The following is a 21,777-nucleotide window of genomic DNA, read 5'->3' on the forward strand; positions in this document are numbered from 1 at the left end:
ATCGTCTGGAGCCACCATGCTGATCGACTTTTTCTACACGATGCGCGCGGCCAAGCTGCCGGTGTCGGTGAAGGAATACCTGACGCTGCTCGAGGCGCTGCAGGCCGGCGTGGTCGGCCCGAAATCCGACGACGGCTGGAGCATCGACGACTTCTACCACCTCGCCCGTACCGTGCTGGTCAAGGACGAGAAGCACTTCGACAAGTTCGACCGCGCCTTCGGCGCCTACTTCAAGGGCGTGGAGATGGTGGCCGACTTCCGCCAGGAAGTGCCCGCCGACTGGCTGCGCAAGGTGCTGGAGCGCGAGCTGACGCCCGAGCAGAAGGCCGCCATCGCCAAGATGGACTGGGACGAGCTGATGGAGACGCTCAAGAAGCGCCTGGAAGAGCAGAAGGAGCGCCACGAGGGCGGCAGCAAGTGGATCGGCACGGGCGGCACCAGCCCCTTTGGCCACGGCGGCTACAACCCGCAGGGCGTGCGCATCGGTGGCGCGGGCAAGAACAAGAGCGCCGTGAAGGTGTGGGACCAGCGCGCCTACAAGGACTACGACGACCAGCAGGAGCTGGGCACGCGCAACATCAAGGTGGCGCTGCGCCGGCTGCGCAGGTTCGCGCGCGAGGGGCATGAGCTGGAACTGGACCTGCCCGACACCATCCGCAGCACGGCGGCCAATGCCGGCTACCTCGACATCAAGATGGTGCCCGAGCGGCACAACAACGTGAAGGTGCTGCTGCTGATGGACGTGGGCGGCACCATGGACGAGCACATCCAGCGGGTGGAAGAACTCTTCAGCGCCGTGAAGACGGAATTCAAGCACCTGGAGTTCTATTACTTCCACAACTGCGTGTACGACTTCATGTGGAAGAACAACCGGCGCCGCTTCGCGGAGAAGTTCCCGACCTGGGACATCATCCGCAAGTACAACAAGGACTACAAGCTGATCTTCGTGGGCGATGCGACCATGAGCCCCTACGAGATCCTGCAGCCCGGCGGCAGCGTGGAATACAACAACGAGGAAGCCGGTGCCGAGTGGCTGCAGCGGCTCACGCATGCCTTCCCTAAGTTCGCGTGGATCAATCCCGAACCCCAGGGCGTGTGGCAGTACCGCCAGAGCATCAGCATCATCCAGCAGCTCATGGGCCAGCGCATGTACCCGTTGTCCCTGAAGGGGCTCGAAGAGACCATGCGGCTGCTGTCCAAGTAGACAATAGGCCAGGTCCCTCCCGGGAGTCGCCCGATCGGCGGCCCCGTCTGACAACCCTTGTGCGCGCGCGCGGGCATGATCGCAGCGATGGTCGCTGCCATCCCCCCGGGACGCATCGGAAGTCCGGCGCTCGCGCCCTGCCCTCTTTACCCTGTTCGCTGCCTTGAACGTATTGCGCCCCTTTGCCAGACGCGGGGTGCCGGCCCGCTGGCCGGCGCTGCTGCTCCTCTGCGGCCTGCTCGCCCTGCAGGGTTGCAGCCTGCTCCCCGGCTCCCGTGACAAAAGCACCGAAGAAGCTGCGACAGCGGAAACCGACGGCACCCTGCAGACCGATGCCGGCCCGGCCAGCGGCCCGGACGCCTTCACGCTCGAAGTGAAAGCGCCCGACGCCATCCGCGAGCACCTCAGCCGCCACATGGAGCTGCAGCGCTTTCGCAAGCTGCCCGACCTGCAGGCCACCGAGCTCTCCCGCCTCCTGGGCGCGGCCGACGCCAATGCGCGCGACCTGCTCGGCACGCTGGGCTACTTCAGCCCCACCATCACCATCGAGATGCGCGACGTGCAGGAGGCAGACCGCCCACCGCACACCATCACCGTGACCGTGGAGCCCGGGCCGCAGACCAAGGTCGCCAGTGCCGACATCCGCTTCACCGGCGATACGGCCGAGGCGCCGGAGTTCGCGCGCCGCAAGGCCCGCATCCAGCGCGACTGGTCGCTGCAGCCCGGCCAGCCCTTCACGCAGTCGGGCTGGGACGGCGCCAAATCGCAGGGACTGCGCCAGCTGCAGGCCACGCGCTACCCCACGGCCAGCATCGCCAACAGCCGCGCCGAGATCGACGCCGACGCCAACCAGGCCAAGCTGGACGTGACCTACGCGCCCGGCCCGCCGTACCGCTTCGGCGCGCTGCGCGTGCAGGGCAGCACCCGCTACGACCCGGACGGCGCCCGCCGCATCGCCCGCCTGCCGGAAGGCGCCGACTACAGCGAGTCGCAGTTGCTCGACGCCCAGCAGCGCCTGGCCAGCAGCGGCTATTACGACGCGGTGTTCCTCACCATCGACACGCAGGCCGGCGTGGACCCGCAGGCTGCGCCGGTGATCGCCCAAGTGCGCGAGGCGCCGCTGCAGAAGGCCGTGTTCGGGGTCGGCATCTCCACCGACAGCGGCCCGCGCCTCAGCCTGGACCACATCCACAACCGCCTGCCGGGCATCGGCTGGCGCGCGGTGAGCAAGCTCTCGGTCGACCGCAAGAACAAGCTGGCCTCGACCGAATGGACGGCCCTGCCCGGCGAGAACGGCTGGCGCTGGTTCACCGGCGCGCAGCTGCAGCGCGAGACCACCGGCAGCTACGAGGTCAACAGCACCCAGCTGCGTGGCGGGCGCAACAAGAGCACCGACCACATCGACCGCAGCTATTTCCTGCAGTACGACACGTCGGCCAACCAGGGTACCGATCCGCCGCCCTCCAGTGCCGCCATCAGCGCCAACTACGGCTGGACGGGGCGCTACTTCAACAACAACACCGCCCCCACGCGCGGCTACGGCATTGCGGCCGAGGTGGGCGTGGGCACCACGCTGCGGCCCGAGCGCGATCCGTTCGTGCGCACCCGGCTGCGCTGGCAATCGTTCATCGCCACCGGCCGGGTGGACATGGGCGAAGGCATCCGGCGCAGCAGCCGCGTGGCGCTGCGCGCCGAAGGCGGCGCCGTGTTCGCCCGCGACGGCGCGGACATTCCGGCCAACCTGCTGTTCATCACCGGCGGCGACACCACCGTGCGCGGCTACGGCTATCGCAAGATCGGTGCACGCACCGACAACGACACGCTGTACGGCGGGCGCTACCTCGCGGTGGCCAGCGCCGAGTGGCAGCGTCCCATCACCCTGCGCGGCAACCGCACCGATTTCGAGAGCGCCGTGTTCATCGACGCCGGCGCGGTGGCCGACAAGCCGGGCGACCTGGAGCCCCGCGTGGGCGTGGGCGCCGGCCTGCGCTGGGCCAGCCCGGTCGGTCCGCTGCAGGCGGACGTGGCGTATGGCGTCAAGAGCCAGGAGGTGCGCCTGCACCTGCGCCTGGGCTTCAGCTTCTGATCGGCCATGGCGACCCATCACACCCCTGACCCGTACGCCGCCGCCGTGGCCCCCCAGCCGGTGCCGCGGCGCCGGCGCGGCTGGCGCATCGCGCTGTGGAGCGTGGCCGCCGTCTTCGCGCTGCTGTTCCTGCTGCTGGGCGCCGCCTGGTGGTGGGCCGGTGGCAACCAGTCGCTGGCCGCCACGCTGACGCGCGTGGCGATGTACCTGCCCGCGGGGCAGACGCTGGAGACGCGCGACGTGAGCGGATCGCTGCGCGCAGGCGGCCGCATCGGCTGGCTGCGCTGGAGCAGCCCGTCCCTGGCCGTGGAAGTGCAGGACGCCCGCATCGGCTGGCACCTGGGCCCGCTGCTGCAGCGCAAGATCGAGCTGGGCGAGGTGCATGCCACCCGCGTGCTGATCACGCCGCAGGCGAACGCACCCACCAGCACCGAACCCACGCAGCCGCTGGAGAAACTGCGCCTGCCCGTGCAGGTGGAATTGCCGTTCCGCGCGGACGAGATCGTGTGGGCCGCCGGCAGCAACCCGGTCGCCGTTCACCAGCTGGCCGGCACGTACCGCTATAACGGCACGCAACACGAACTGGTGGTGGAGAACCTCGACTGGGCGCAGGGCCGCTACGCCGGCCGCGTGCAGCTGGACGCGCAGGCCCCCATGGCCTTGCAGGCCACACTGAACGGCCTGGTGCGCACGCCGCCGCCGTCCGGCGAGGGCGACGAGATCGAAGCCAAGGCGCACGCCACCCTCCAGGGCACGCTCGCTACCGCCGCGGCCCGCCTGCAGCTGCAGGCGCAGATCGAGGCGGCACCGTTGTCTGCCGCCCAGACGCAGCCTCCCGCATCGGCGGCTGCGTCCAGGCCCCAGGCCCCTGCCGACAGGGCCTCGCGGCCAGCCGCCGCCGCAGCGCGCAAGGCCTCCGCAGCCGCGGTCCCGGCGGAACCCATGCGCGCCGATGTACAGGCGGAGATCGCGCCGTGGGCGCCGCAGCCGCTGCTGCAGGCGCGCGCCGCCCTGCAATCGGTCAACCTGGCGGCCCTGTGGCCGCAGGCCCCGGTGACCCAGCTGAGCGGCGAGGTGAACGCGCAGCCCACGGTGGCCACAGCCACCCCTCCGGCACCGGCACCGGCACCGGCACCGGCACCGGCACCGGCACCGGCACCGGCACCTGCACCTGCACCTGCACCTGCACCGGCACCTGCACCGGCAGCCACCGCTGCCTCCACGCCCGCGTCCTCTGCGCAGACCACCGCGGCCCCGGCGGGTACGCCGCCCGCCCAGGGCTGGGACATCTCCGCCCAACTGCGCAACGCCGTGCCCGGCCCCTGGGACCGCCAGCGCCTGCCTGTGGACGAGCTGCAGGCCCAGGCCGCCTTCGACGGCGCGCGCTGGACGGTGCCCCAGGCCCAAGTGCGCGTGGGCCAAGGCAGCGTGGCGCTGCAGGGCGCCTTCACGCCCGCCACGCGGGCCCTGCAGGGCAGCGCCACGGTGCGCGCGCTGCGCCCGGATCTGCTCTACAGCCGCCTGGACAGCGCACCATTGAACGGCAAGGCCCAGGCCGAAGGCAGCGCGGACGGTGCGGTGCGCTTCACGGCCGACATCGGCAGTGCGGGCGCCGGCCGCCGGTCCGCTGGAGGCACGGTCTCGGCGCTGCGGCTGGACCGGCTGGTGGCCGACGGCAGCTGGCGCGGCGAGCAGCTCACGCTGGCGCGGCTGCAGCTGTCGGCCCTGCAGGCCGAGGTGCAGGCCCGCCAGCTGCGCATCGGTCTGGACGAGCCTTCCGCCCAAGGGCAGCTGCAGGCCACGGTGCCGGGCGCCACACTGCAGGTGGACGGCCAGATGGCGGCCCGCGCGGGCAACGGCTCGCTGGACCTGCGCCTGGCCGATGCACAGCGTGTACAGCGTTGGATCGAATCCCTGCCTGGCCTGCAGTCGGCGCTGAAGGGCATCACGCTGCAGGGCAATGCCCAGCTGCAGACCCGCTGGAACGGCGGCTGGCAAGACCTGCAGCGCCAGCTGCACGCCGCCGGCCTGCTGGCCGGGCCAGCGCCTGCAGCCACGGGGCCTGCCGGCCGGTTCGACCTGCAGGCCCGCCTGAGCACACAGCGCCTGCAGGCCGATCTGCCTCCGCGCCCGGGCGGCGCCACGGGCCCGATGACCATCGAGCTGCGCGACGTGCGCGCGGAACTCGCCGGCTCCGTGGCCCAGGCCACCCTGGCCTGGGACGGCGAAGTGCGCCAGGGCGGCCAGCGCGCCACGCTGCAGGCCCGCGCCACGGCGGGCAGCACCGCTCCGGGCCAATGGCGCGCGCAGATCGACACGCTCAAGCTGCTGGCCCTGCTGGACCAGCGACCCGGCCCGTGGACGGTGCAGCTCACGCAGCCGCTCAGCCTCACCGCGCGCCTGGCGCCGTCGCTGCTGGTGGAAACCTCCGCCGGCCAGGCCACCGTGGCCGGCCCCAAGCCGGGCCAGGCCACGCTGCGCTGGCAGCCCGTGCGCTACGCACAGACCGCGCAGGGCGCCATGCAATTGCGCACCCAGGGCGAGCTGCAGGGCCTGCCCACCGCGTGGGCGGACGCCTTCATGGCCGATGGCGAGCAGGCCCTGCAGCGCCTGGGCCTGGGCGGCAACCTGATCCTGGACGGCCAGTGGGACGTCGATGCCGGCGACACGCTGCGCGCCCGCGCCAGCCTGCGCCGTGTGGATGGCGACCTGCGCGTGCTGGCCGGCGAACTGCCGCCCACCACGGTCGTGCAAAGCAGCGGCCAGGGCGCCGCGGAAGGCGCGCCCAAGGCAGCGGCCAGCACCCCGGGCACGCCCGCCGGCGTGCGCCAGGCCGAGGTGCAGATCGAGGCCGAGGGCGATGCCGTGCGCGCCCGCGTGCTGTGGGACAGCGAGCGCGCCGGCCGCGTGCAGGCCGAAGGCAGCACCCGCCTGGCCCGCGCCGACGGCGGCTGGCGGTGGCCGGCCGACGCGCCGCTGGCGGCCACCGCCCGCGCGCAGCTGCCGGATGTCGGCGTCTGGTCGGCCCTGGCGCCGCCGGGCTGGCGCGTCAAGGGCACGTTGCAGGCCGACGTGGCGCTGTCGGGCACCCGCACCGCGCCCCGCTGGAGCGGCACGCTGGGCGCCGACCAGATGGCCGTGCGCTCGCTGCTGGACGGCGTGGACCTGCGCGACGGCCGCCTGCGCGCCACGTTGCAGGGCGACCGGCTGGAGATCACCGAGTTCCGCGTCAACGGCGGCCAGGGCAGCCGGGCCCGCATCGCCGGCTTCAGCGGCAACCGCACGGCCGCGCCGCACAGCGGCGGCACGCTCACGGGCACCGGCCAGGTGTCTTGGGCCGGGGCCGGCCAGGCGGGCGGCTCTTCTTCCGGCATCGCCATGGATTTCAACGCCGAAGCGCGCGCCCTGCAGGTGCTGGTGCGCGCCGACCGGCAGGTCAGCGTATCGGGCAACCTGCAGGCGCGCCTGCAGGGCGGCCAGTTCACGCTGCGCGGCAAGCTCACCACCGACCGCGCCACCATCATCCTCCCCGAGGCCGGAGCGCCCACGCTGGGCTCCGACGTGGTGGTGCGCTCGGCCGCCAAGGACCGAGAGGCCGCGCAAAAAACCCAGCAGGCCGCCCAGGCCGCCGGCCGGGTGGAAGCCGCCAAGCCGCCGGACATCGCCGTCACCCTCAATCTGGGCGACGACTTCGCGCTGCAGGGCTACGGCATCACGACCCGCCTGACCGGCGAGCTGGAGCTGCGCGGCGCCAGCGTGGCCGGCGGCCCGCCGCGCGTGACCGGCGAGGTGCGCACCGTGGAAGGCCGCTACCGGGCCTGGGGCCAGTCGCTGAACGTGGAGACCGGCCTGCTCCGCTTCAACGGACCGTACGACAACCCGGCGCTGGACGTGCTGGCCATCCGCCCCAACATCAGCGTGCGCGCAGGCGTGCAGGTTTCCGGGTCGGCCAAGGCGCCGCGCGTGGCGCTTTATTCCGACCCCGACCTGCCGGATGCAGAGAAGCTCTCGTGGGTGGTGCTGGGCCGCAGTGCCGCCGCGGGCGGGGCCGAAGCGGCGCTGCTGCAACAGGCCGCGCTGGCGCTGCTGGGCGGCAACGGCGACAGCGGCGCGGGCAACTTCGCGCGGCGCGTGGGGCTGGACGAGATCGGCTTCCGCGGACCGGGCAGCGGCGAGGACGCCAGCGCCGCGGCGCTCACGTTCGGCAAGCGGCTGTCCAAGGACCTGTACCTGACCTACGAGCGCAGCCTGTCGGGCGCGCTGGGCACCATCTACATCTTCTACGACCTGTCGCAGCGCCTCACACTGCGGGGCCAGACCGGGGTGCAGAGCGCGGTGGACCTGATCTACACCCTGCGCTACGACTGACATCGCGCGGGTGCCGGAATCTGAAGCCTTTTCGGCCTCCAGCGACCGTCCACACTGCGCAAGCAGCTATTCAAACAATAGCAAATCAGGGCATGGTGCAAAGGCGGCTGGCGCTTCGCAGTGCCTGTCTTTTCAGGCCGCCGGGTGGGCCTCGGCGCGCAGGTGGCGCACGTAGGGAAAGAGCATCTTGCCCGCCGCTTCCAACAGCTCGAACTGCCCGGCCGGCAACTCGCGCCCGACCATGTCGAAGTGGCACAGGGTGCCGAACAGCCCGCCGGCGTTGTCCGCCACGGGAACCCCGTGGTAGGACAGCACCACGCCCTGGTAGCGGTGTCCGTCGAGCAGCGGCTCGCGGGCCGTGTCGCTGGTGAGGAAGCAGCCGTCGCGCAGGACGAACTGGCAGAAGCTGTCTTCCAGCTGCACCACCGCCAATTCGTCGGGCCGCACAGCCTCTTCCTTGTCGACCAGAAAGACGTTGTGCAGCGCGTCGCCCCGCAGCCGGTAGACACCGGTGTAGCGGTGGGGCACAGCCGCGTTAAGCGCGGCCAGGCCGGCTTCGAGGCCTTGTTCGGCCAAGGAGGCGCGCAGCTGGCGGGGGGTGAGGTCGCGGGGGGCGTACATAAGCTGCCCAGTGTAGAACCAGTTTGCAACCGGGCGTAAGTCGGACAAAGCCGGCACCTTACAATCGCTGGCTCTCCTCATAGTTCAATGGATAGAACGAGTGCCTCCTAAGCGCTAGATGCAGGTTCGATTCCTGCTGAGGGGACCACCCTGGCGCGGCCTCCTTCTTGGCCCGCGCAGACATGAAAAAGCCCGCTCCTGCGGGCTTTTTGCTGGGCGCTTGGCCCGCGACCCCATCACGGGGCGGCGGCCGGTGCCACGTTCCTACTGGCGCACCACGGCGCCCTGCGAGGCCTGGCCGTTCAACGAGGGGGCCGATTGCGCTCCACCCGTTACCGCCTGTGGCGCGGCGATGCTGGTCTGTGCCACGGTGGCGGGCCGCCACGTGGGCTGGTTCATCTTGAAGAAGACGACGGCCGAGACCGCCAGGATGGCCACCAGGGCGGCGATCCAGAAAACGCGCAGGTCGCCATGGCCCAGTTCGGGATCCGTGCTTTCCATGCCGGAACGGATGTCGGCAGAGTACTGTGACGTGTTCATGATGGTTACGCTCCGAGCTCTTTTGAACCATGAAGTTACCGTTGCGCCGCAGGCCGCGCTGTCGGACAAGTACGCATCGCGTCCTGCACCAAGCTACTAACTGGCTTAGGAAGCGAATGCAGTACCGGGCAGCGGTACTGCCAACGCCTTACCAGGGGAAGAAGATGGCCACGGCCAGGAAGGCGGCCACGATGCCGCCAATCCACAGCATGCGGTGGTTGGCGTAGCCGTTGCGGCCGGACGAGGTCGGCACGGCGCCGGAGGTGTTTTTCGAGGGGTTCATGGCAGTCTCTTTCCAAGGGGGGACAGTGAGCCCGTACGATAGGCGCCCCGCCGCAGGCAGCGCGTCGGACAAGCGCCGGTCGCCGGGCCGGAACCCATCCATGGGAGACCCGCGCCCCACGGCGCTTTCGGCGTCGGCAGACGCCCTGCGGCGCGCTTGCCAAGCGCCGCGCACCGGGTTTGCGGCCTGCGGGCTGGAGCAAGACGCCCGGTGTCCCCCCCCCGCCCCGACATCACAGCGGCACTGCCCTGGCAAACCCAGCGGCAGCCCCCTCGGGCCGGGGCCGCACAGGCACCGGCAGGGCCGTACCGCGGAACGGCCTACAGCTGAAAGCCTACTGCGCGCACCACGCCCTCGGCGACGTCGCGCGTCCACGACGGCCGGCGCGGGCGATAGGGCAGCGCCAGCGCGATCTGCCGTGCGCACCAGCGCGACAGCCATTGCAGCTCGGGCCCGGAATAGAACACCGCCATGGCCTCGTAGTTGAGGAACAGGCTGCGCGCATCCAGGTTGAGCGAGCCCGACAGGGCCAGGTCGTCATCCACCAGCACCGCCTTGGCGTGCACCATGCCCGGGGCCAGCCACACCTGCGCGCCGGCGGCGGCCAGCTCGCGCAGTGCCCGCTCGCGCGCCCAGTCGGCCAGGCGGTGGTTGGAGCGCAGCGGCACCAGCAGGGTGACCTGCACGCCCCGCCGGCAGGCCAGGCACCAGGCGTCGAGCAGCGCGTCGTCGGGCACGAAGTAGGGCGTGACGGCCACGATGCGCTGGCGCGCGTGGTACGCGCCCGCCAGCAGCAGCGTGTGCACGGTGTCGTCCGCATGGTCCGGGCCGCTGGGGAGCCACTGCGCCCAGGGTCCGTCGTCCGGGGCTGCCGCCGGTTCGGGCGGCAGCACGGCGCGCGGCGCACGGCCGCTGGCGGCCGCCCAGTCCGCACTGAACTGCGCACCGGCCTGCGCGGCGATCGGGCCCTCGATCTCGTAGCTCAGGTCGATCCAGGCCGGCCGGCCCGGGCGGTCCATGAAGTATTCGCAGGCGAGGTTGCGCCCGCCGCTCCACAGCCTGAGGCCATCGGCCACCACCAGCTTGCGGTGGTTGCGCAGGTTGGTGCGCCCGCGCATCGGGTTGTGCAGCATGGGCATGAAGCGCTGCACCTGCACGCCGCTGCGCCGCAGCTGGCGCAGCATGCCCGGCGGCGTGTGCAGGCTGCCCACCGCGTCGACCAGCAGGCGCACCGCCACGCCCCGCTCCACGGCACGCAGCAGCGCCCGGGAGACGCGCGCACCGATGTCGTCATGGGCGAAGACGAAGGTACACACATCCAGGCTGCGCTCGGCCGTCTCGATGGTGTGCATCAGCCCACGCAAGGCCTGGGCGCCGTCCTCGTGCAGTTCGATGGCATGGTTGCGCACGGCGGGCGCCAGCTCCATGCACGCCAGCAGCTGGGTGGCCCAGGCCGGGCCAGCCTCCTGCGCGGCGGGCACGGCATCGCGCCGGTGGCGCAGGGGCCTGACGAACTTGCGCGTGCCGAACAGCAGGAAGAGCGGCACGGCGACATAGGGGAACGCGACGATGGCCACCACCCACGCGAGCGCCGCCGAAGGATGCCGCCGCTGGTGGCCGATGCGCGTGCCCATCACATAGATCAGCAGACCCACGGCCACGAAGACCGCGTGGCCCAGGCCGGAGAGCACGGCCAGCCAGGTCATGCACCGCCTTGCGCGGGAAAGCGCACCGCCGCGCGCAGGCCGCCCAGCCGCTCGGACACCCCTAACTCCAGCGTCGCGCCGTGCATGCGCGCGATGCTCTGCACGATGGACAGCCCCAGGCCGCTGCCGGCGATGGGCGTGCCGTCCGCATGCACCTGCGCGGCGCGGTGGAAGCGCGCCAGCACCCGCTCGCGCTCCTCCGCAGCGATGCCCGGGCCGCTGTCTTCGACCACCAATTCGGCCACACCGCCGCGCGTCCCGCCATCCGCAGCGGCAGCCGCCTGCACGGCGACATCGACCACGCCCCCGTCCGGCGTGTACTTGACGGCGTTGTCCACCAGGTTGCGCAGCAGGATGCGCAGCGCATCCGCATGGCCCGACACGGACACCCCGTCCGCCTGGCTCAGGCCCAGGTCGATCCCGCGCTCCTGCGCGGCCGGCGCCGCATCGGCCACGGACTGGCGGGCCAGGTCGGCCAGCGGAACGGACTGCGCCGGTGCGCCGGCGGCCACGCGCGCCTCCTGCCGGGCCAGGGCCAGCAGCTGCTCCACCAGCCGCGTGGCGCGGTCGATGCCCGCGGCCAGGCGCGCTGCAGCCACGTCGCGCGCCGGCCCGTCGCCCGCGCGCTGCAGGCCCTGCACCTGCAGCTTGAGCGCCGCCAGCGGCGAGCGCAGTTCGTGCGCGGCATCGGCCACGAAGTGCTGCTGCGCCTCGAACGCGCGCTGGACGCGGGCCAGCAGCAGGTTCAGCTCGTCCACCAGCGGCCGCACCTCGTCCGGCAGAGCGCCGCCATCCACCGGCGACAGATCGTCGGCCTGGCGCTGCGCCACCTGCCGGCGCACGCGCTCCACGGGCGCGAGCGAGCCGCTCACCACCCACCATACGGCCAGTGCCAGCAGCGGCGCCATGATGGCCAGCGGTGCCAGCGTGCGCAGGGCCAGCTGGCCCGCCATCTCGCGCCGCACGGCCATGTTCTGCGCCACCTGGATGACCTGCGATCGGCTCTGCAGCGAGAACACGCGGTAGGTGGCGCCGCGCGCGCGCACGTCGGTGAAGCCCAGCACGGCGATCTGCGGCAGCGCCGCGCCCACGGCGGATTCGAAGATGCGCAGGCCTTCGTTGGTCCACACCTGCACGATGAATTCGTGGTTCTCGTCCTCGGCCGGCAGGCCCGTGCCCAGGCCGCGCGCGTCCACCGGCAGGCCCGAGCGCAGGGCCAGCGCCGTCTGCTCCATGTGGTAGTCGAACAGCGCATCCGCCTCGGCCAGCGCACCGCGATAGGCCAGCGCGCCCTGCACCGCCCCCGCCAGCACCACGGCGGCCAGCAGGAAGATCAGCAGCCGCGTGCGCAGCGAATGCGGCAGCCACGGCCGCACGGCGCGGCGCACGCGGGCGGCGGTCTGGCGCGCAGCGTCCGCCGTCATGCCTTGGGCACCATGTAGCCCACGCCGCGCACGTTCAGCACCAGGTCGGCGCCCAGCTTCTTGCGCAGGCCGTGGATGTAGACCTCCACCGCGTTGCTGCTGATCTCGTCGTTCCAGCCGTAGAGCTTTTCCTCCAGCTGCTGGCGCGAAAGCACCCGGCCCGGGCGCGCCAGCAGCGGCTCCAGCACGGCCCATTCGCGCGCCGACAGCACTACCGTCTGGCCGTTCACGCTCACCTCGCGCGTGGCGGGCTGGATGACCACGCCGCGGTGCTCGTAGGCGGGCTCGGCCCGCCCGGCGGCGCGGCGCGTGAGCGCGCGGATGCGGGCCAGCAGCTCGTCCATGTCGTAGGGCTTGAGCAAATAGTCGTCGGCGCCGGCGTCCAGGCCTTCCACGCGCTGGGCCACGGCGTCGCGCGCGGTGGCGATGAGCACCGGCGTGCGGTCCTTGCGGGCGCGCAGGTCGCGCAGCACCGACAGGCCGTCGCGCCCGGGCAGGCCCAGGTCGAGCAGGACGACGTCGTACGGCTGGGTGCGCAGGGCCGTGTCCGCCATGGCGCCATCGCGCGCCCAGTCCACGGCGTAGTGTTCGGCCCGCAGCAGATCGTGCACGGCCTCTCCGATCATGGTGTCGTCTTCAACAAGCAGCAATCGCATGGCAGGGACGGCAGCAAACAACGGTCAGGGCCGTTGCGCGGCACAGCGCAATGCGTGCGGCGCAACGGCCCCGGGGGAAGGATGGCAGGCCGGGGCCCGGGCCGCCAAGCATAGCGGTAGCCCAGGGCGCACCCGCGTAGGACGGGGGAATCAGGACCGCGCTGAACCCGCCCCCCGTGCGCTGCGCACCGCGGGGACCCGTTCAGCGCTGGAGCACAAGCCTATCAGCCCAGCGGCACGGGCACGAAGATGCGGTCGCCGTCCCGCTGGATCAGCAGCGCCACCGACTTGCCCGCCTTGGCCACGGCCTGGCGCACCTGGTCCACGCCCTGCGCAGGCGTGCCGTTGATGGCCAGCAGCACATCGCCGGGCTGCACGCCGGCCTGCAGCGCAGGGCCCTGCACGTCCTCGATCACCAGGCCGGCCTCGACGCCGGCCTCGCGCCGCTCCTGCGGCTGCAGCGGGCGCAGTGCCAGCCCCAGCTTGCCCTTGCCCACCGCCTTGTCGGCGCTGGCGGTCTTGCTCGGCTTGTCGCTGGCATCGCCCAGCGTGGCGACGATCTCCTCGCGCTTGCCATGGCGCCACACGTCCATGCGCAGTTGGGCGCCGGGCGCGGCCTGGCCCACGTAGGCCGGCAGATCGCCCGAGGCCACGATGGGCTGGCCGTCCACGCTGCGGATCACGTCGCCGGACTTGAGGCCCGCCTTGTCGGCCGGCCCGCCGGGCTCCACGCCGGCCACCAGCGCGCCCTCGGGCTTGTCGAGCTGGAAGGAGTCGGCGAACGCCTGGTTCACCTCCTGCACCGACACGCCCAGACGCGCGTGGCTGGCCTTGCCGGTGGCGACGATCTGGTCCTTGACCTTGGAGGCCACCTCGATCGGGATGGCGAAGGACACGCCCTGGTAGCCGCCCGAGCGGGAGTAGATCTGCGAGTTGATGCCCACCACCTCGCCGCGGGCATTGAAAAGCGGGCCACCGGAGTTGCCGGGGTTCACGGCCACGTCGGTCTGGATGAAGGGCACGAAGCTGTCGTCCGGCAGCGCCCGGCCCTTGGCGCTGACCACGCCGGCCGTCACGCTGTTCTCGAAGCCGAAGGGCGAGCCGATGGCCAGCACCCATTCGCCCACGTTCAGGCTCTTGGTGCTGCCCAGCTGCACCACGGGCAGGTCCTTGGCGTCGATCTTGAGCACGGCGATGTCGGTCTTCGGGTCGGAGCCCAGCACCTTGGCGCGGAACTCGCGGCGGTCGGTGAGCTTCACGGTCACGCTGTTGGCGCCCTTGACCACATGGGCGTTGGTGAGGATCAGGCCGTCGGGGCTGACGATGAAGCCCGAGCCCTCGCCGCGCATGGGCGTCTCGCGCGGATGGCGCGGCGCGCCGGGCATGCCCGGCATGCCGAACTGGCGGAAGAATTCGTAGAACGGGTCGTCCGGGTCGACGCCGCGGCCGCCGCGCTGCTGCGCGGCCGGCGTGTCGTCGTCCTCGTCATCAGAGCCGGACATCGACGTCTTGGTGGTGCCGCTGACGCTGATGTTCACCACCGCCGCGCCGTTGCGGGCGGTGATCTGCGCGAAGTCCGGCGCGACCACGCCGCCGCCCGCACCCGGCTGCGGCGCCACTGCGGTGGCCGCGGGCGCCGGCAGGGCGGCGTGGCCGGAGCGCATGTTGGTGACCAGGCCCGCCCCGGTGGCCCCCATGGCGCCAGCGGCGACCAGGGCCAGGGTGAGACGGCGGGGGGTGGAGAGGATGTTGTTCATGGCAGACCTTTCAAAGGGTTGTGGCATGAACGGCAGTGTCGGCACCGACACTTAAGACAGGCTTAGGGCAACACCTTGCACCCATCACTCCTCATTTGATAGCTGCCTGCGCTTGATGGATAAGCGCTGCAGGCCATTTTGATCCAAAAGATCTCAGGCCAGCAGCTCCAGCACCGTCTCCGGCGGGCGGCACAGGCGGGCGCCGCGGGGCGTCACCACGATGGGCCGGTTGAGCAGTACCGGGTGCTGCGCCACGAAGCCGATCAGCTCCGCATCGCTCCAGCGCGCGTCCGCCAGGTTCAGCGCCTGGTAGATGGCCTCCTTGGTGCGCAGCAGTTCGCGCACCGGCACGCCCAGCCGGGCCACCAGGGCCTGCAGCTGCGCGGCGTCCAAGGGCTGGGCGATGTAGTCCACGATCTGCGGCTCGATGCCGCGCTCGCGGATCAGAGCCAGGGCGCCGCGGAAGTTGCTGCAGCGGGCGTTGTGGTAGATGGTCACGTCGGTCATGGCGCGCAGTGTAGGGCCGGCGCCGGCCTGCGGAAGGCTCTGTCAGGGCGTGCGGGCGCGCAGCCCGGCGAAACCCAGGCACAGCCACGCCAGCATCAGGCTGGTGCCGCCCCAGGGCACGAAGGGGCGCAGCGCTTCGGTGCCCGTGAAGATGCGCAGGTAGATCAGTCCGCAGAACAGCAGCACGCCCAGCAGGAACAGTGCGCCCGCCGCCGCCAGCCAGCGGCTGGGCTGCAGGTGCGCCCAGATGCCGGTGGCCAGCAGGGCCAGGGCATGGAACAGCTGCATCTGCACGGCCAGCTGCAGCGTGGTGCGCGTGGCCTCGCGCTGCGTGCCGTCGGCGATGAAGCCCAGGCCGTGCGAGGCGTAGGCCGCCATGCCGACGCCAGTGGCGCCCAGGAAAGCGGCGATCAGTGTCCAGAGGCGGGCGGTCATGGCGGTGTTCCTGGTGCGAAGAAGAAAAGACAAAGACGAAGACGAGGAAGACGTGAGGGACTGCTCCGCATTCAGCGGGGCCGGCTGCGCAGCGTGCGGCTGAGCAGGATCACCGGCACCAGCCCCACCGCCACCAGCGCCAGCGAGGGCAGCGCGGCCTCGCCCAGGCGCTCGTCGCGCGCAAGCTGGTAGGCCACCACGGCCAGCGTGTCGCTGTTGAAGGGGCGCAGCACCATGGTGGCGGGCAGCTCCTTCATAACGTCCACAAACACCAGCAGCGCGGCCGCCGCGGCCGAGCGCTTGAGCAGCGGCCAGTGCACGCGGGCCAGCAGCCCGGCGCCGCCGGTGCCCAGCATGCGGGCGGAGTCGTCCAGGCTGGCGGGAATGCGCGCGTAGCCGCTTTGCATGGACTGCAGCGCCACGGCGCAAAAGCGCACCAGGTAGGCCCACACGATGCCCACCGCCGTGGCGGTGATAAGCGCCGGCAGCCCCCATTCGGGCGCCGTCTGCTGCAGCCAGCCCACGGGCAGCAGCAGGCCGACGACGATCACCGCGCCCGGCACGGCATAGCCCACGCTGGCCAGCTGCGCCACGCCGCGCGTGAGGGCATCGGGCCGGCGGCGCACGGCGAAGGCCAGCGCCAGCGCCACGCCCACGGCCAGCGCCGAGGTGATGGCGCCCAGGCGCACGCTGTGGCCTGCCCATTCGACGAAGCGGTCCCACGGCAGCACGGACCAGTCCGCCGCCAGCGGCCGCAGCATGAAGAACACCGGCAGCACAAACCCCATCAGCACCGGCAGCAGGCACACGAGCCAAGCTGCCACGCAGCGCAGGCCGTGCAGGCGCAGCGGCAGCGCCTCGGCCGAGCCCGCGCGGCCCGCGCCGCCGGTGGCAAATCGCATGCGGCGCTGCGCGCGCAGCTCCAGCTGCAGCAGCACGACCACCAGCACCAGCAGGATGGTGGCCAGCTGCGCGGCGGCCAGGCGGTTGTCCATGGACAGCCAGGCCTTGTAGATGCCGGTGGTGAAGGTCTGGATGCCGAAATAGCTGGCCACGCCGAAGTCGGCCAGGGTTTCCATCAGCACCAGGGCCACGCCCGCGGCCACGGCCGGGCGCGCCAGCGGCAGCGCCACGGTGAGGATGCGCCGGGCCAGCGGCGCGCCCAGCAGCCGCGCGGCTTCCATCAGGTGCGCCGCGCGCTCGCCCAGCGCCGTGCGCGCCAGCAGGTAGACGTAGGGGTACAGCGAGAAGATGAACACCCAGATGGCGCCGCCCAGGCTGCGCACCTCGGGCAGCAGCCGGCCCTCCAGCCCGTAGGTGGCGCGCAGCCACACCTGCAGCGGGCCGCTGAACTGCAGGAAGTCGGTGTACGCATATGCCGTGACGTAGGCCGGCATGGCCAGGGGCAGCAGCAGCAGCCACTCCATGGTGCGCCGGCCGCGGAAGTCGAACAGCGTGACCGCTGCCGCCGTGGCCGTGCCCACCACGGCCGCGCCCAGCGCCACCGCCAGGCCCAGCCACACGGTGGTGGCGAAGTAGCCCGGCAGCACGGTGGACGCCATCGCGCGCAGGATGGCGCCGGCCTCTTCGCCCCCGTGCCCCCAGGGCAGCCACGAGCCCAGCACGGCCAGCACCGGCAGGGTGAGCACGGCCGCCAGCACGATCAGGGGAAGGGAGCGCAGGGCAAGCGACAAGGTGCGTGGCAAGGGACGGCCTGGAAGGGGAAAGAAGGGCGCCGGAGCGCAAAGCGCCTGGCCGGAGGGGTAAATGCGAATTCTACGCATCTGCGCCCCCTAGAATCCCCCGCATGTTCCTGGAAGTCTCCCAACTCGAAGTGCGCTACGCCGGCCGCGCACAGGCGGCCGTGCGCGGCGTGTCGCTGGGCCTGGCGGCCGGCGAGATCGGCGTGCTGATCGGCCCTTCGGGCTGCGGCAAGACCACACTGCTGCGCGCCGTGGCGGGGCTGGAGCCCGTGGCGGCCGGCGAGATCCGCCTGAGCGGCGCGGCCGTCAGCAGCGCCGGCCGCAGCGTGCCGCCGGAGCAGCGCCGCATCGGCATGGTGTTCCAGGACTACGCCCTCTTCCCGCACCTGTCGGTGGGCAAGAACGTGGCCTTCGGCATCCACGCCCTGCCCCGGGCCGAGCAGGCCGCGCGCGTGCACGAAGTGCTCCAGCTGGTGGGCCTGGAGGGCAGCGAGCAGCGCTATCCGCACGAGCTGTCGGGCGGCCAGCAGCAGCGCGTGGCGCTGGCCCGCGCGCTGGGCGCCGCGCCCGCAGCTGATGCTGCTGGACGAGCCGTTCTCCAACCTCGACGTGGACCTGCGCGAGCGCCTGGCGCATGAAGTGCGCGGCATCCTGAAGGCCGCAGGCGCCACCGCCCTGTTCGTCACCCACGACCAGCTGGAGGCCTTCGCCATCGGCGACCGCATCGGCGTGATGCAGGCCGGCGAGCTGCACCAGTGGGACGACGCCTATGCGCTCTACCACCGGCCGGCCACGCGCTTCGTGGCCGATTTCATCGGCCACGGCGTGTTCGCGCCGGCCACGCTGGTGCAGCGCGGCGAGCACGTGGTGGCGCAGACGCCGCTGGGCGAGCTGACCGATCTGGCGGAGTGCCCCCTGCCCGCCAGCTACCCCGGCGGTGAATGCGACGTGCTGCTGCGCGCCGACGACGTGGTGCACGACGACGCCGCGCCCGTGCAGGCGCGCATCACGCGCAAGTCGTTCCGCGGCTCGGAGTTCCTGTACACGCTGGAACTGGCCAACGGCCTGGCGGTGCTGGCCCACGTGCCCAGCCACCACAACCATGCGGTGGGCGAGTGGATCGGCATCCGGCCCCAGGTGGACCATGTGGTGACATTCCCGCGCGAGTCGGCACCGACCTCAGCGGTTCAAATTTGATAGCTGCCAGCGCTTGTCAACCGGTCGATTCAGGTATCAAAGTACCTGAAGCCCAGCAAATACGAGCGCAAACAGCTACAACTTCAGGAGCGATTCCACTCAACGCTGGCGCAGGGCATCGACGGCGCTGCGCAGATCGTCGCTCCACACGCGCCGGGCGCGCCCCGCGGCCTGCTGCGGCGCGCCGTAGTGCACGACCGCCACCAGGCCGTCGGCGCACAGGGTGCGCCACAGCGAGCCCACCAGCGACTCGTCGCCGATGTAGCTGGCCGCCTGGGTGATCTCGCCCGTTGCGCGGTCGATGAAGCGCAGGCCCACGGGCTGCACCGGTGCGTCGGCCTCCACGGCCGCCTGCAGCAGGTTGGCGTGGAAGGGCAGCAGCGTGATGCCGTCGCCCGTCGTGCCCTCGGGGAATACGGCCAGCACATCGCCCTCGTTAAGCGCCTGCTGCATGGTCTGCACCATGCGCCGCGCGTCGCGCCGCGAGCTGCGCTCGATGTAGAGCGTGCCCGCCGCCGTGGCCAGCCGGCCCAGCAGCGGCCAGCCCTTCACGTCGGACTTGGAGATGAAGCGGCAATGCCGCGCCGCGTGCATCACCGGAATGTCGAGCCACGAGATGTGGTTGGCCACCAGCAGCACCGGCCCCTGCACGGGCGGGGCGCCGCGCACCTTGAGCGTGACGCCAGCGCGGGCCAACAGTTCGAGTTGCCAGGCCTGCACACGGGCCCGTTGCTGGTCCACCGGCATGCGCGGAAAGCGCAGCAGCACCGTGCCCAGCCCGGCAAGGATGTGGGCGATCAGGCGCAGCATGCGTCCGCAGGCGCGGGCCTGGCGCAACATGCGGTGGCTCAGCCGCGCTCGAACGCGACCTGGCCGCCGACCAGCGTGCAGCGCACGCGGCCGGGCAGCTCGTACGACGAGAACGGCGTGTGCTTGCCCTGGCTGGCCAGCGCGTCCGCCTGCACCGTCCAGGCCGCAGCCGGGTCGACGATGCACAGGTCGCCCACGCCGCCTTCCACGATCTGGCCCACGCTGGCCTGCAGCGTGCCGAGCGACGCACCCAGCACGCGGGCGGGCTCGCTGGTCACCGCCGCCAGCGCACGCGTGAGCGGCGCGCCGCCGTCCTGCGACCACTTGATCGCCACGCTCAGCAGCAGCTCCAGGCCCGTCGCGCCGGGCTCGGCCTCGGCGAACGGCAGCACCTTCTCGTCTTCATCGACCGGCGTGTGGTCGGAGACCAGCGCGTCGATCGTGCCGTCGGCCAGGGCGGCCACCAGCGCGTCGCGGTCGCGCTGCTGGCGCAGCGGCGGCGACAGGCGGGCGCGGCTGTCGAAGAAGCCGATGTCGGTGTCGGTGAACATCAGCGAGTTGATGCTCACGTCGCAGGTCACCTTCAGCCCGGCCGCCTTGGCCTGGCGGACCAGATCCACGCCAGCGGCGCTGGACAGGCGGCACAGGTGCACGCGCGCGCCCGTGGTCTTGAGCAGTTCGAAGATGGTGTGCAGCGCGATCGTCTCGGCCGCGACGGGAATGCCCGACAGCCCCAGGCGGGTGGCCAGCGGGCCGCTGGCGGCCACGCCCTTGCCCAGGTACAGCTCCTGCGGGCGCAGCCACACGGTGTAGCCGTAGGTGGCGGCGTACTGCAGCGCGCGCTGCAGCACCTGCGTGCTCTGCAGCGCCACGTCGGCCTGGGCAAAACCCACGCAGCCGGATTCGGTCAGCTCGGCCATCTCGGTCAGCACCTCGCCAGCCAGGCCGCGCGTGAGCGCGCCCAGCGGGAACAGGCGGGACTGGTGCAGCTTCTCGGCGCGGAACTTGAGCATCTCCACCAGGCCGGGCTCGTCCAGCACCGGGTCGGTGTCGGGCGGGCAGACCAGGCTGGTCACGCCGCCGGCCACGGCCGCGGCCATTTCGGATTCGAGCATGCCCTCGTGCTCGTGGCCGGGCTCGCGCAGGCGCGCCGCCAAGTCCACCAGGCCGGGCAGCACCCAGCAGCCCGTGGCGTCGATCACGCGGCTGGGTGTGAAGCCGCTGGGCGCCCGGTCGATCGCCACGATGCGGCCCGCGGCCATCGCCACGTCGCACACCCGGTCGAGGCCGCTGGCCGGATCGATCACGCGGCCGTTCTGGATCAGTATCTTCATGGTTTCAAGCCCAATATGCCTCTAGCGCTTGATGGATAAGCGCAACCAGCTATCAATAACAGAGCAAATCAATCACGTTGCGCCTCCACTGCCAGCCCATGGGCAAGACAGGGAGTTCTGGCGCGGCCCAGGCCAGCCGCCGCTTCTGGCGACAGCGCCGAGGCGCGAGCCGACTCCGGAGGGTCACGCTTCATTCCCCGCCACGATCGACATGACCGCCATGCGCACGGCGATGCCGAAGGTGACCTGCGGCAGGATCACGGCCTGCGGGCCGTCCACCACGGCGGAGTCGATCTCCACCCCGCGGTTGATGGGGCCGGGGTGCATGACGATGGCGTCGGGCTTGGCCAGGCGCAGGCGCTCGGGCGTGAGGCCGAAGCTCTTGAAGTATTCCTGGCTCGAAGGCAGCAGCGCGCCGCTCATGCGCTCGTTCTGCAGGCGCAGGGCGATCACCACGTCGGCGTCCTTGATGCCTTCTTCGAGCGTGTGGCACACGCGCACGCCCATCTGCGCCATGTCGGACGGCACCAGCGTGCGCGGGCCCACCACGCGCACGTCGGGGCAGCCCAGCGTCGTCAGGCCATGGATGTCGGAGCGCGCCACGCGGGAGTGCAGCACGTCGCCCACGATGGCCACGCTCAGGTTGCTGAAGTCCTTCTTGTAGTGGCGGATGGTGAACATGTCGAGCAACCCCTGCGTGGGGTGCGCATGCCGGCCGTCGCCCGCGTTGATCACGTGCACATGCGGCGCCACGTGCTGGGCGATGAGGTAGGGCGCGCCCGACTCGCTGTGCCGCACCACGAACAGGTCGGCCGCCATGGCCGACAGGTTGGCGATGGTGTCCAGCAGCGACTCGCCCTTGCTGGCGGAGCTGCGCGCGATGTCCAGGTTGATCACGTCGGCCGACAGGCGCTTGGCCGCGATCTCGAACGTGGTGCGCGTGCGCGTGCTGTTCTCGAAGAACAGGTTGAACACGCTCTTGCCGCGCAGCAGCGGCACCTTCTTCACCTCGCGGTCGTTGACCGAGACGAAGTTGGCGGCCGTGTCGAGGATGTGCGTCACGATGCCCTTGGGCAGGCCCTCGATCGACAGCAGGTGGATCAGCTCGCCGTTGGCGTTGAGTTGGGGATTGCGCTTGTACAGCAC

The 21,777-nt window shown here is 71.6% G+C and carries 16 protein-coding genes, 1 tRNA gene and 1 pseudogene; 5 read left to right on the forward strand and 13 right to left on the reverse strand.

Features of this window, described 5'->3' with window-relative positions:
- Window positions 1–16 precede the first annotated feature (16 nt).
- The 3 genes from QE399_RS02120 to QE399_RS02130 all read left to right on the forward strand — a co-directional run bounded on the left by QE399_RS02120 (window position 17) and on the right by QE399_RS02130 (window position 7,658).
- The gene (locus QE399_RS02120) at window positions 17–1,204 is read left to right on the forward strand and encodes a vWA domain-containing protein (protein ID WP_309825700.1); all 1,188 of its coding nucleotides are present in this window, start codon (window positions 17–19) and stop codon (window positions 1,202–1,204) included.
- Window positions 1,205–1,400: 196 nt separating this feature from the next.
- Window positions 1,401–3,290, forward strand: coding sequence for an autotransporter assembly complex protein TamA (locus tag QE399_RS02125; protein ID WP_309825701.1), 1,890 nt, complete (start codon window positions 1,401–1,403; stop codon window positions 3,288–3,290).
- Between the two features lie 6 nt (window positions 3,291–3,296).
- Window positions 3,297–7,658, forward strand: coding sequence for a translocation/assembly module TamB domain-containing protein (locus QE399_RS02130; protein WP_309825703.1), 4,362 nt, complete (start codon window positions 3,297–3,299; stop codon window positions 7,656–7,658).
- A gap of 132 nt (window positions 7,659–7,790) precedes the next feature.
- Here the strand turns inward: QE399_RS02130 and QE399_RS02135 are convergent, their stop codons facing one another.
- Entirely contained in the window at window positions 7,791–8,279 is a 489-nt protein-coding gene (locus QE399_RS02135) for a guanylate cyclase (RefSeq protein WP_309825705.1), read from the reverse strand.
- 73 nt (window positions 8,280–8,352) lie between these two features.
- Here QE399_RS02135 and QE399_RS02140 point away from each other — a divergent pair.
- Window positions 8,353–8,427: transfer RNA gene (locus QE399_RS02140), tRNA-Arg, on the forward strand.
- Window positions 8,428–8,543: 116 nt separating this feature from the next.
- On the opposite strand, the gene QE399_RS02145 is transcribed toward QE399_RS02140, so the two are convergent.
- From QE399_RS02145 to QE399_RS02185, 9 genes are all read right to left on the reverse strand, one after another.
- On the reverse strand, window positions 8,544–8,819 hold the full coding sequence (locus QE399_RS02145; RefSeq protein ID WP_309825707.1) for a hypothetical protein: 276 nt from the start codon (window positions 8,817–8,819) through the stop codon (window positions 8,544–8,546).
- Between the two features lie 148 nt (window positions 8,820–8,967).
- Window positions 8,968–9,102: a hypothetical protein gene (locus QE399_RS02150; protein WP_309825709.1), complete on the reverse strand. Its 135-nt coding sequence runs from the start codon at window positions 9,100–9,102 to the stop codon at window positions 8,968–8,970.
- A 320-nt stretch (window positions 9,103–9,422) separates the two neighbouring features.
- The gene (locus QE399_RS02155) at window positions 9,423–10,808 is read right to left on the reverse strand and encodes a phospholipase D-like domain-containing protein (protein WP_309825711.1); all 1,386 of its coding nucleotides are present in this window, start codon (window positions 10,806–10,808) and stop codon (window positions 9,423–9,425) included.
- Window positions 10,805–12,232 (reverse strand): ATP-binding protein, encoded by a 1,428-nt coding sequence (locus tag QE399_RS02160; RefSeq protein ID WP_309825712.1) that lies wholly within the window; start codon window positions 12,230–12,232, stop codon window positions 10,805–10,807. The genes QE399_RS02155 and QE399_RS02160 overlap by 4 nt, the downstream gene beginning before the upstream one ends.
- Window positions 12,229–12,888, reverse strand: a complete 660-nt coding sequence (locus QE399_RS02165) for a response regulator transcription factor (RefSeq protein WP_309825714.1) — start codon at window positions 12,886–12,888, stop codon at window positions 12,229–12,231. Before QE399_RS02165 ends, QE399_RS02160 begins: the two co-directional genes overlap by 4 nt.
- A 224-nt stretch (window positions 12,889–13,112) precedes the next feature.
- Window positions 13,113–14,645 (reverse strand): DegQ family serine endoprotease, encoded by a 1,533-nt coding sequence (locus tag QE399_RS02170; protein ID WP_309825716.1) that lies wholly within the window; start codon window positions 14,643–14,645, stop codon window positions 13,113–13,115.
- A 153-nt stretch (window positions 14,646–14,798) separates the two neighbouring features.
- Complete coding sequence (gene arsC / locus QE399_RS02175; protein ID WP_309825718.1) at window positions 14,799–15,152, reverse strand: arsenate reductase (glutaredoxin); 354 nt, start codon at window positions 15,150–15,152, stop codon at window positions 14,799–14,801.
- Window positions 15,153–15,194: 42 nt separating this feature from the next.
- Entirely contained in the window at window positions 15,195–15,587 is a 393-nt protein-coding gene (locus QE399_RS02180; protein ID WP_309825720.1) for a DUF423 domain-containing protein, read from the reverse strand.
- Window positions 15,588–15,658: 71 nt separating this feature from the next.
- On the reverse strand, window positions 15,659–17,371 hold the full coding sequence (locus tag QE399_RS02185; protein ID WP_405043047.1) for an ABC transporter permease: 1,713 nt from the start codon (window positions 17,369–17,371) through the stop codon (window positions 15,659–15,661).
- 23 nt (window positions 17,372–17,394) lie between these two features.
- Here QE399_RS02185 and QE399_RS02190 point away from each other — a divergent pair.
- Window positions 17,395–18,487, forward strand: a pseudogene (locus QE399_RS02190) (ABC transporter ATP-binding protein).
- A 99-nt stretch (window positions 18,488–18,586) separates the two neighbouring features.
- On the opposite strand, the gene QE399_RS02195 reads toward QE399_RS02190, so the two are convergent.
- The 3 genes from QE399_RS02195 to QE399_RS02205 form a co-directional block, all read right to left on the reverse strand.
- Complete coding sequence (locus tag QE399_RS02195) at window positions 18,587–19,327, reverse strand: lysophospholipid acyltransferase family protein (protein ID WP_309825723.1); 741 nt, start codon at window positions 19,325–19,327, stop codon at window positions 18,587–18,589.
- Window positions 19,328–19,335: 8 nt separating this feature from the next.
- On the reverse strand, window positions 19,336–20,631 hold the full coding sequence (locus QE399_RS02200; RefSeq protein ID WP_309825724.1) for a dihydroorotase: 1,296 nt from the start codon (window positions 20,629–20,631) through the stop codon (window positions 19,336–19,338).
- Window positions 20,632–20,814: 183 nt separating this feature from the next.
- Window positions 20,815–21,777 carry an aspartate carbamoyltransferase catalytic subunit gene (locus QE399_RS02205; RefSeq protein ID WP_309825726.1) on the reverse strand — a complete coding sequence of 321 codons (963 nt, stop codon included), beginning with the start codon at window positions 21,775–21,777 and terminating at the stop codon, window positions 20,815–20,817.

This window comes from Paracidovorax wautersii, assembly GCF_031453675.1.
Lineage (GTDB): Bacteria > Pseudomonadota > Gammaproteobacteria > Burkholderiales > Burkholderiaceae_C > Paracidovorax.

Coding starts and splice junctions, on each gene's coding strand:
- QE399_RS02185 (WP_405043047.1), bottom strand. CDS start 17,371: ATGCGTAGAATTCGCATTTACCCCTCCGGCCAGGCGCTTTGCGCTCCG.
- QE399_RS02165 (WP_309825714.1), bottom strand. CDS start 12,888: ATGCGATTGCTGCTTGTTGAAGACGACACCATGATCGGAGAGGCCGTG.
- QE399_RS02145 (WP_309825707.1), bottom strand. CDS start 8,819: ATGAACACGTCACAGTACTCTGCCGACATCCGTTCCGGCATGGAAAGC.
- QE399_RS02195 (WP_309825723.1), bottom strand. CDS start 19,327: ATGTTGCGCCAGGCCCGCGCCTGCGGACGCATGCTGCGCCTGATCGCC.
- QE399_RS02160 (WP_309825712.1), bottom strand. CDS start 12,232: ATGACGGCGGACGCTGCGCGCCAGACCGCCGCCCGCGTGCGCCGCGCC.
- arsC (WP_309825718.1), bottom strand. CDS start 15,152: ATGACCGACGTGACCATCTACCACAACGCCCGCTGCAGCAACTTCCGC.
- QE399_RS02180 (WP_309825720.1), bottom strand. CDS start 15,587: ATGACCGCCCGCCTCTGGACACTGATCGCCGCTTTCCTGGGCGCCACT.
- QE399_RS02130 (WP_309825703.1), top strand. CDS start 3,297: ATGGCGACCCATCACACCCCTGACCCGTACGCCGCCGCCGTGGCCCCC.
- QE399_RS02170 (WP_309825716.1), bottom strand. CDS start 14,645: ATGAACAACATCCTCTCCACCCCCCGCCGTCTCACCCTGGCCCTGGTC.
- QE399_RS02120 (WP_309825700.1), top strand. CDS start 17: ATGCTGATCGACTTTTTCTACACGATGCGCGCGGCCAAGCTGCCGGTG.
- QE399_RS02155 (WP_309825711.1), bottom strand. CDS start 10,808: ATGACCTGGCTGGCCGTGCTCTCCGGCCTGGGCCACGCGGTCTTCGTG.
- QE399_RS02150 (WP_309825709.1), bottom strand. CDS start 9,102: ATGAACCCCTCGAAAAACACCTCCGGCGCCGTGCCGACCTCGTCCGGC.
- QE399_RS02135 (WP_309825705.1), bottom strand. CDS start 8,279: ATGTACGCCCCCCGCGACCTCACCCCCCGCCAGCTGCGCGCCTCCTTG.
- QE399_RS02200 (WP_309825724.1), bottom strand. CDS start 20,631: ATGAAGATACTGATCCAGAACGGCCGCGTGATCGATCCGGCCAGCGGC.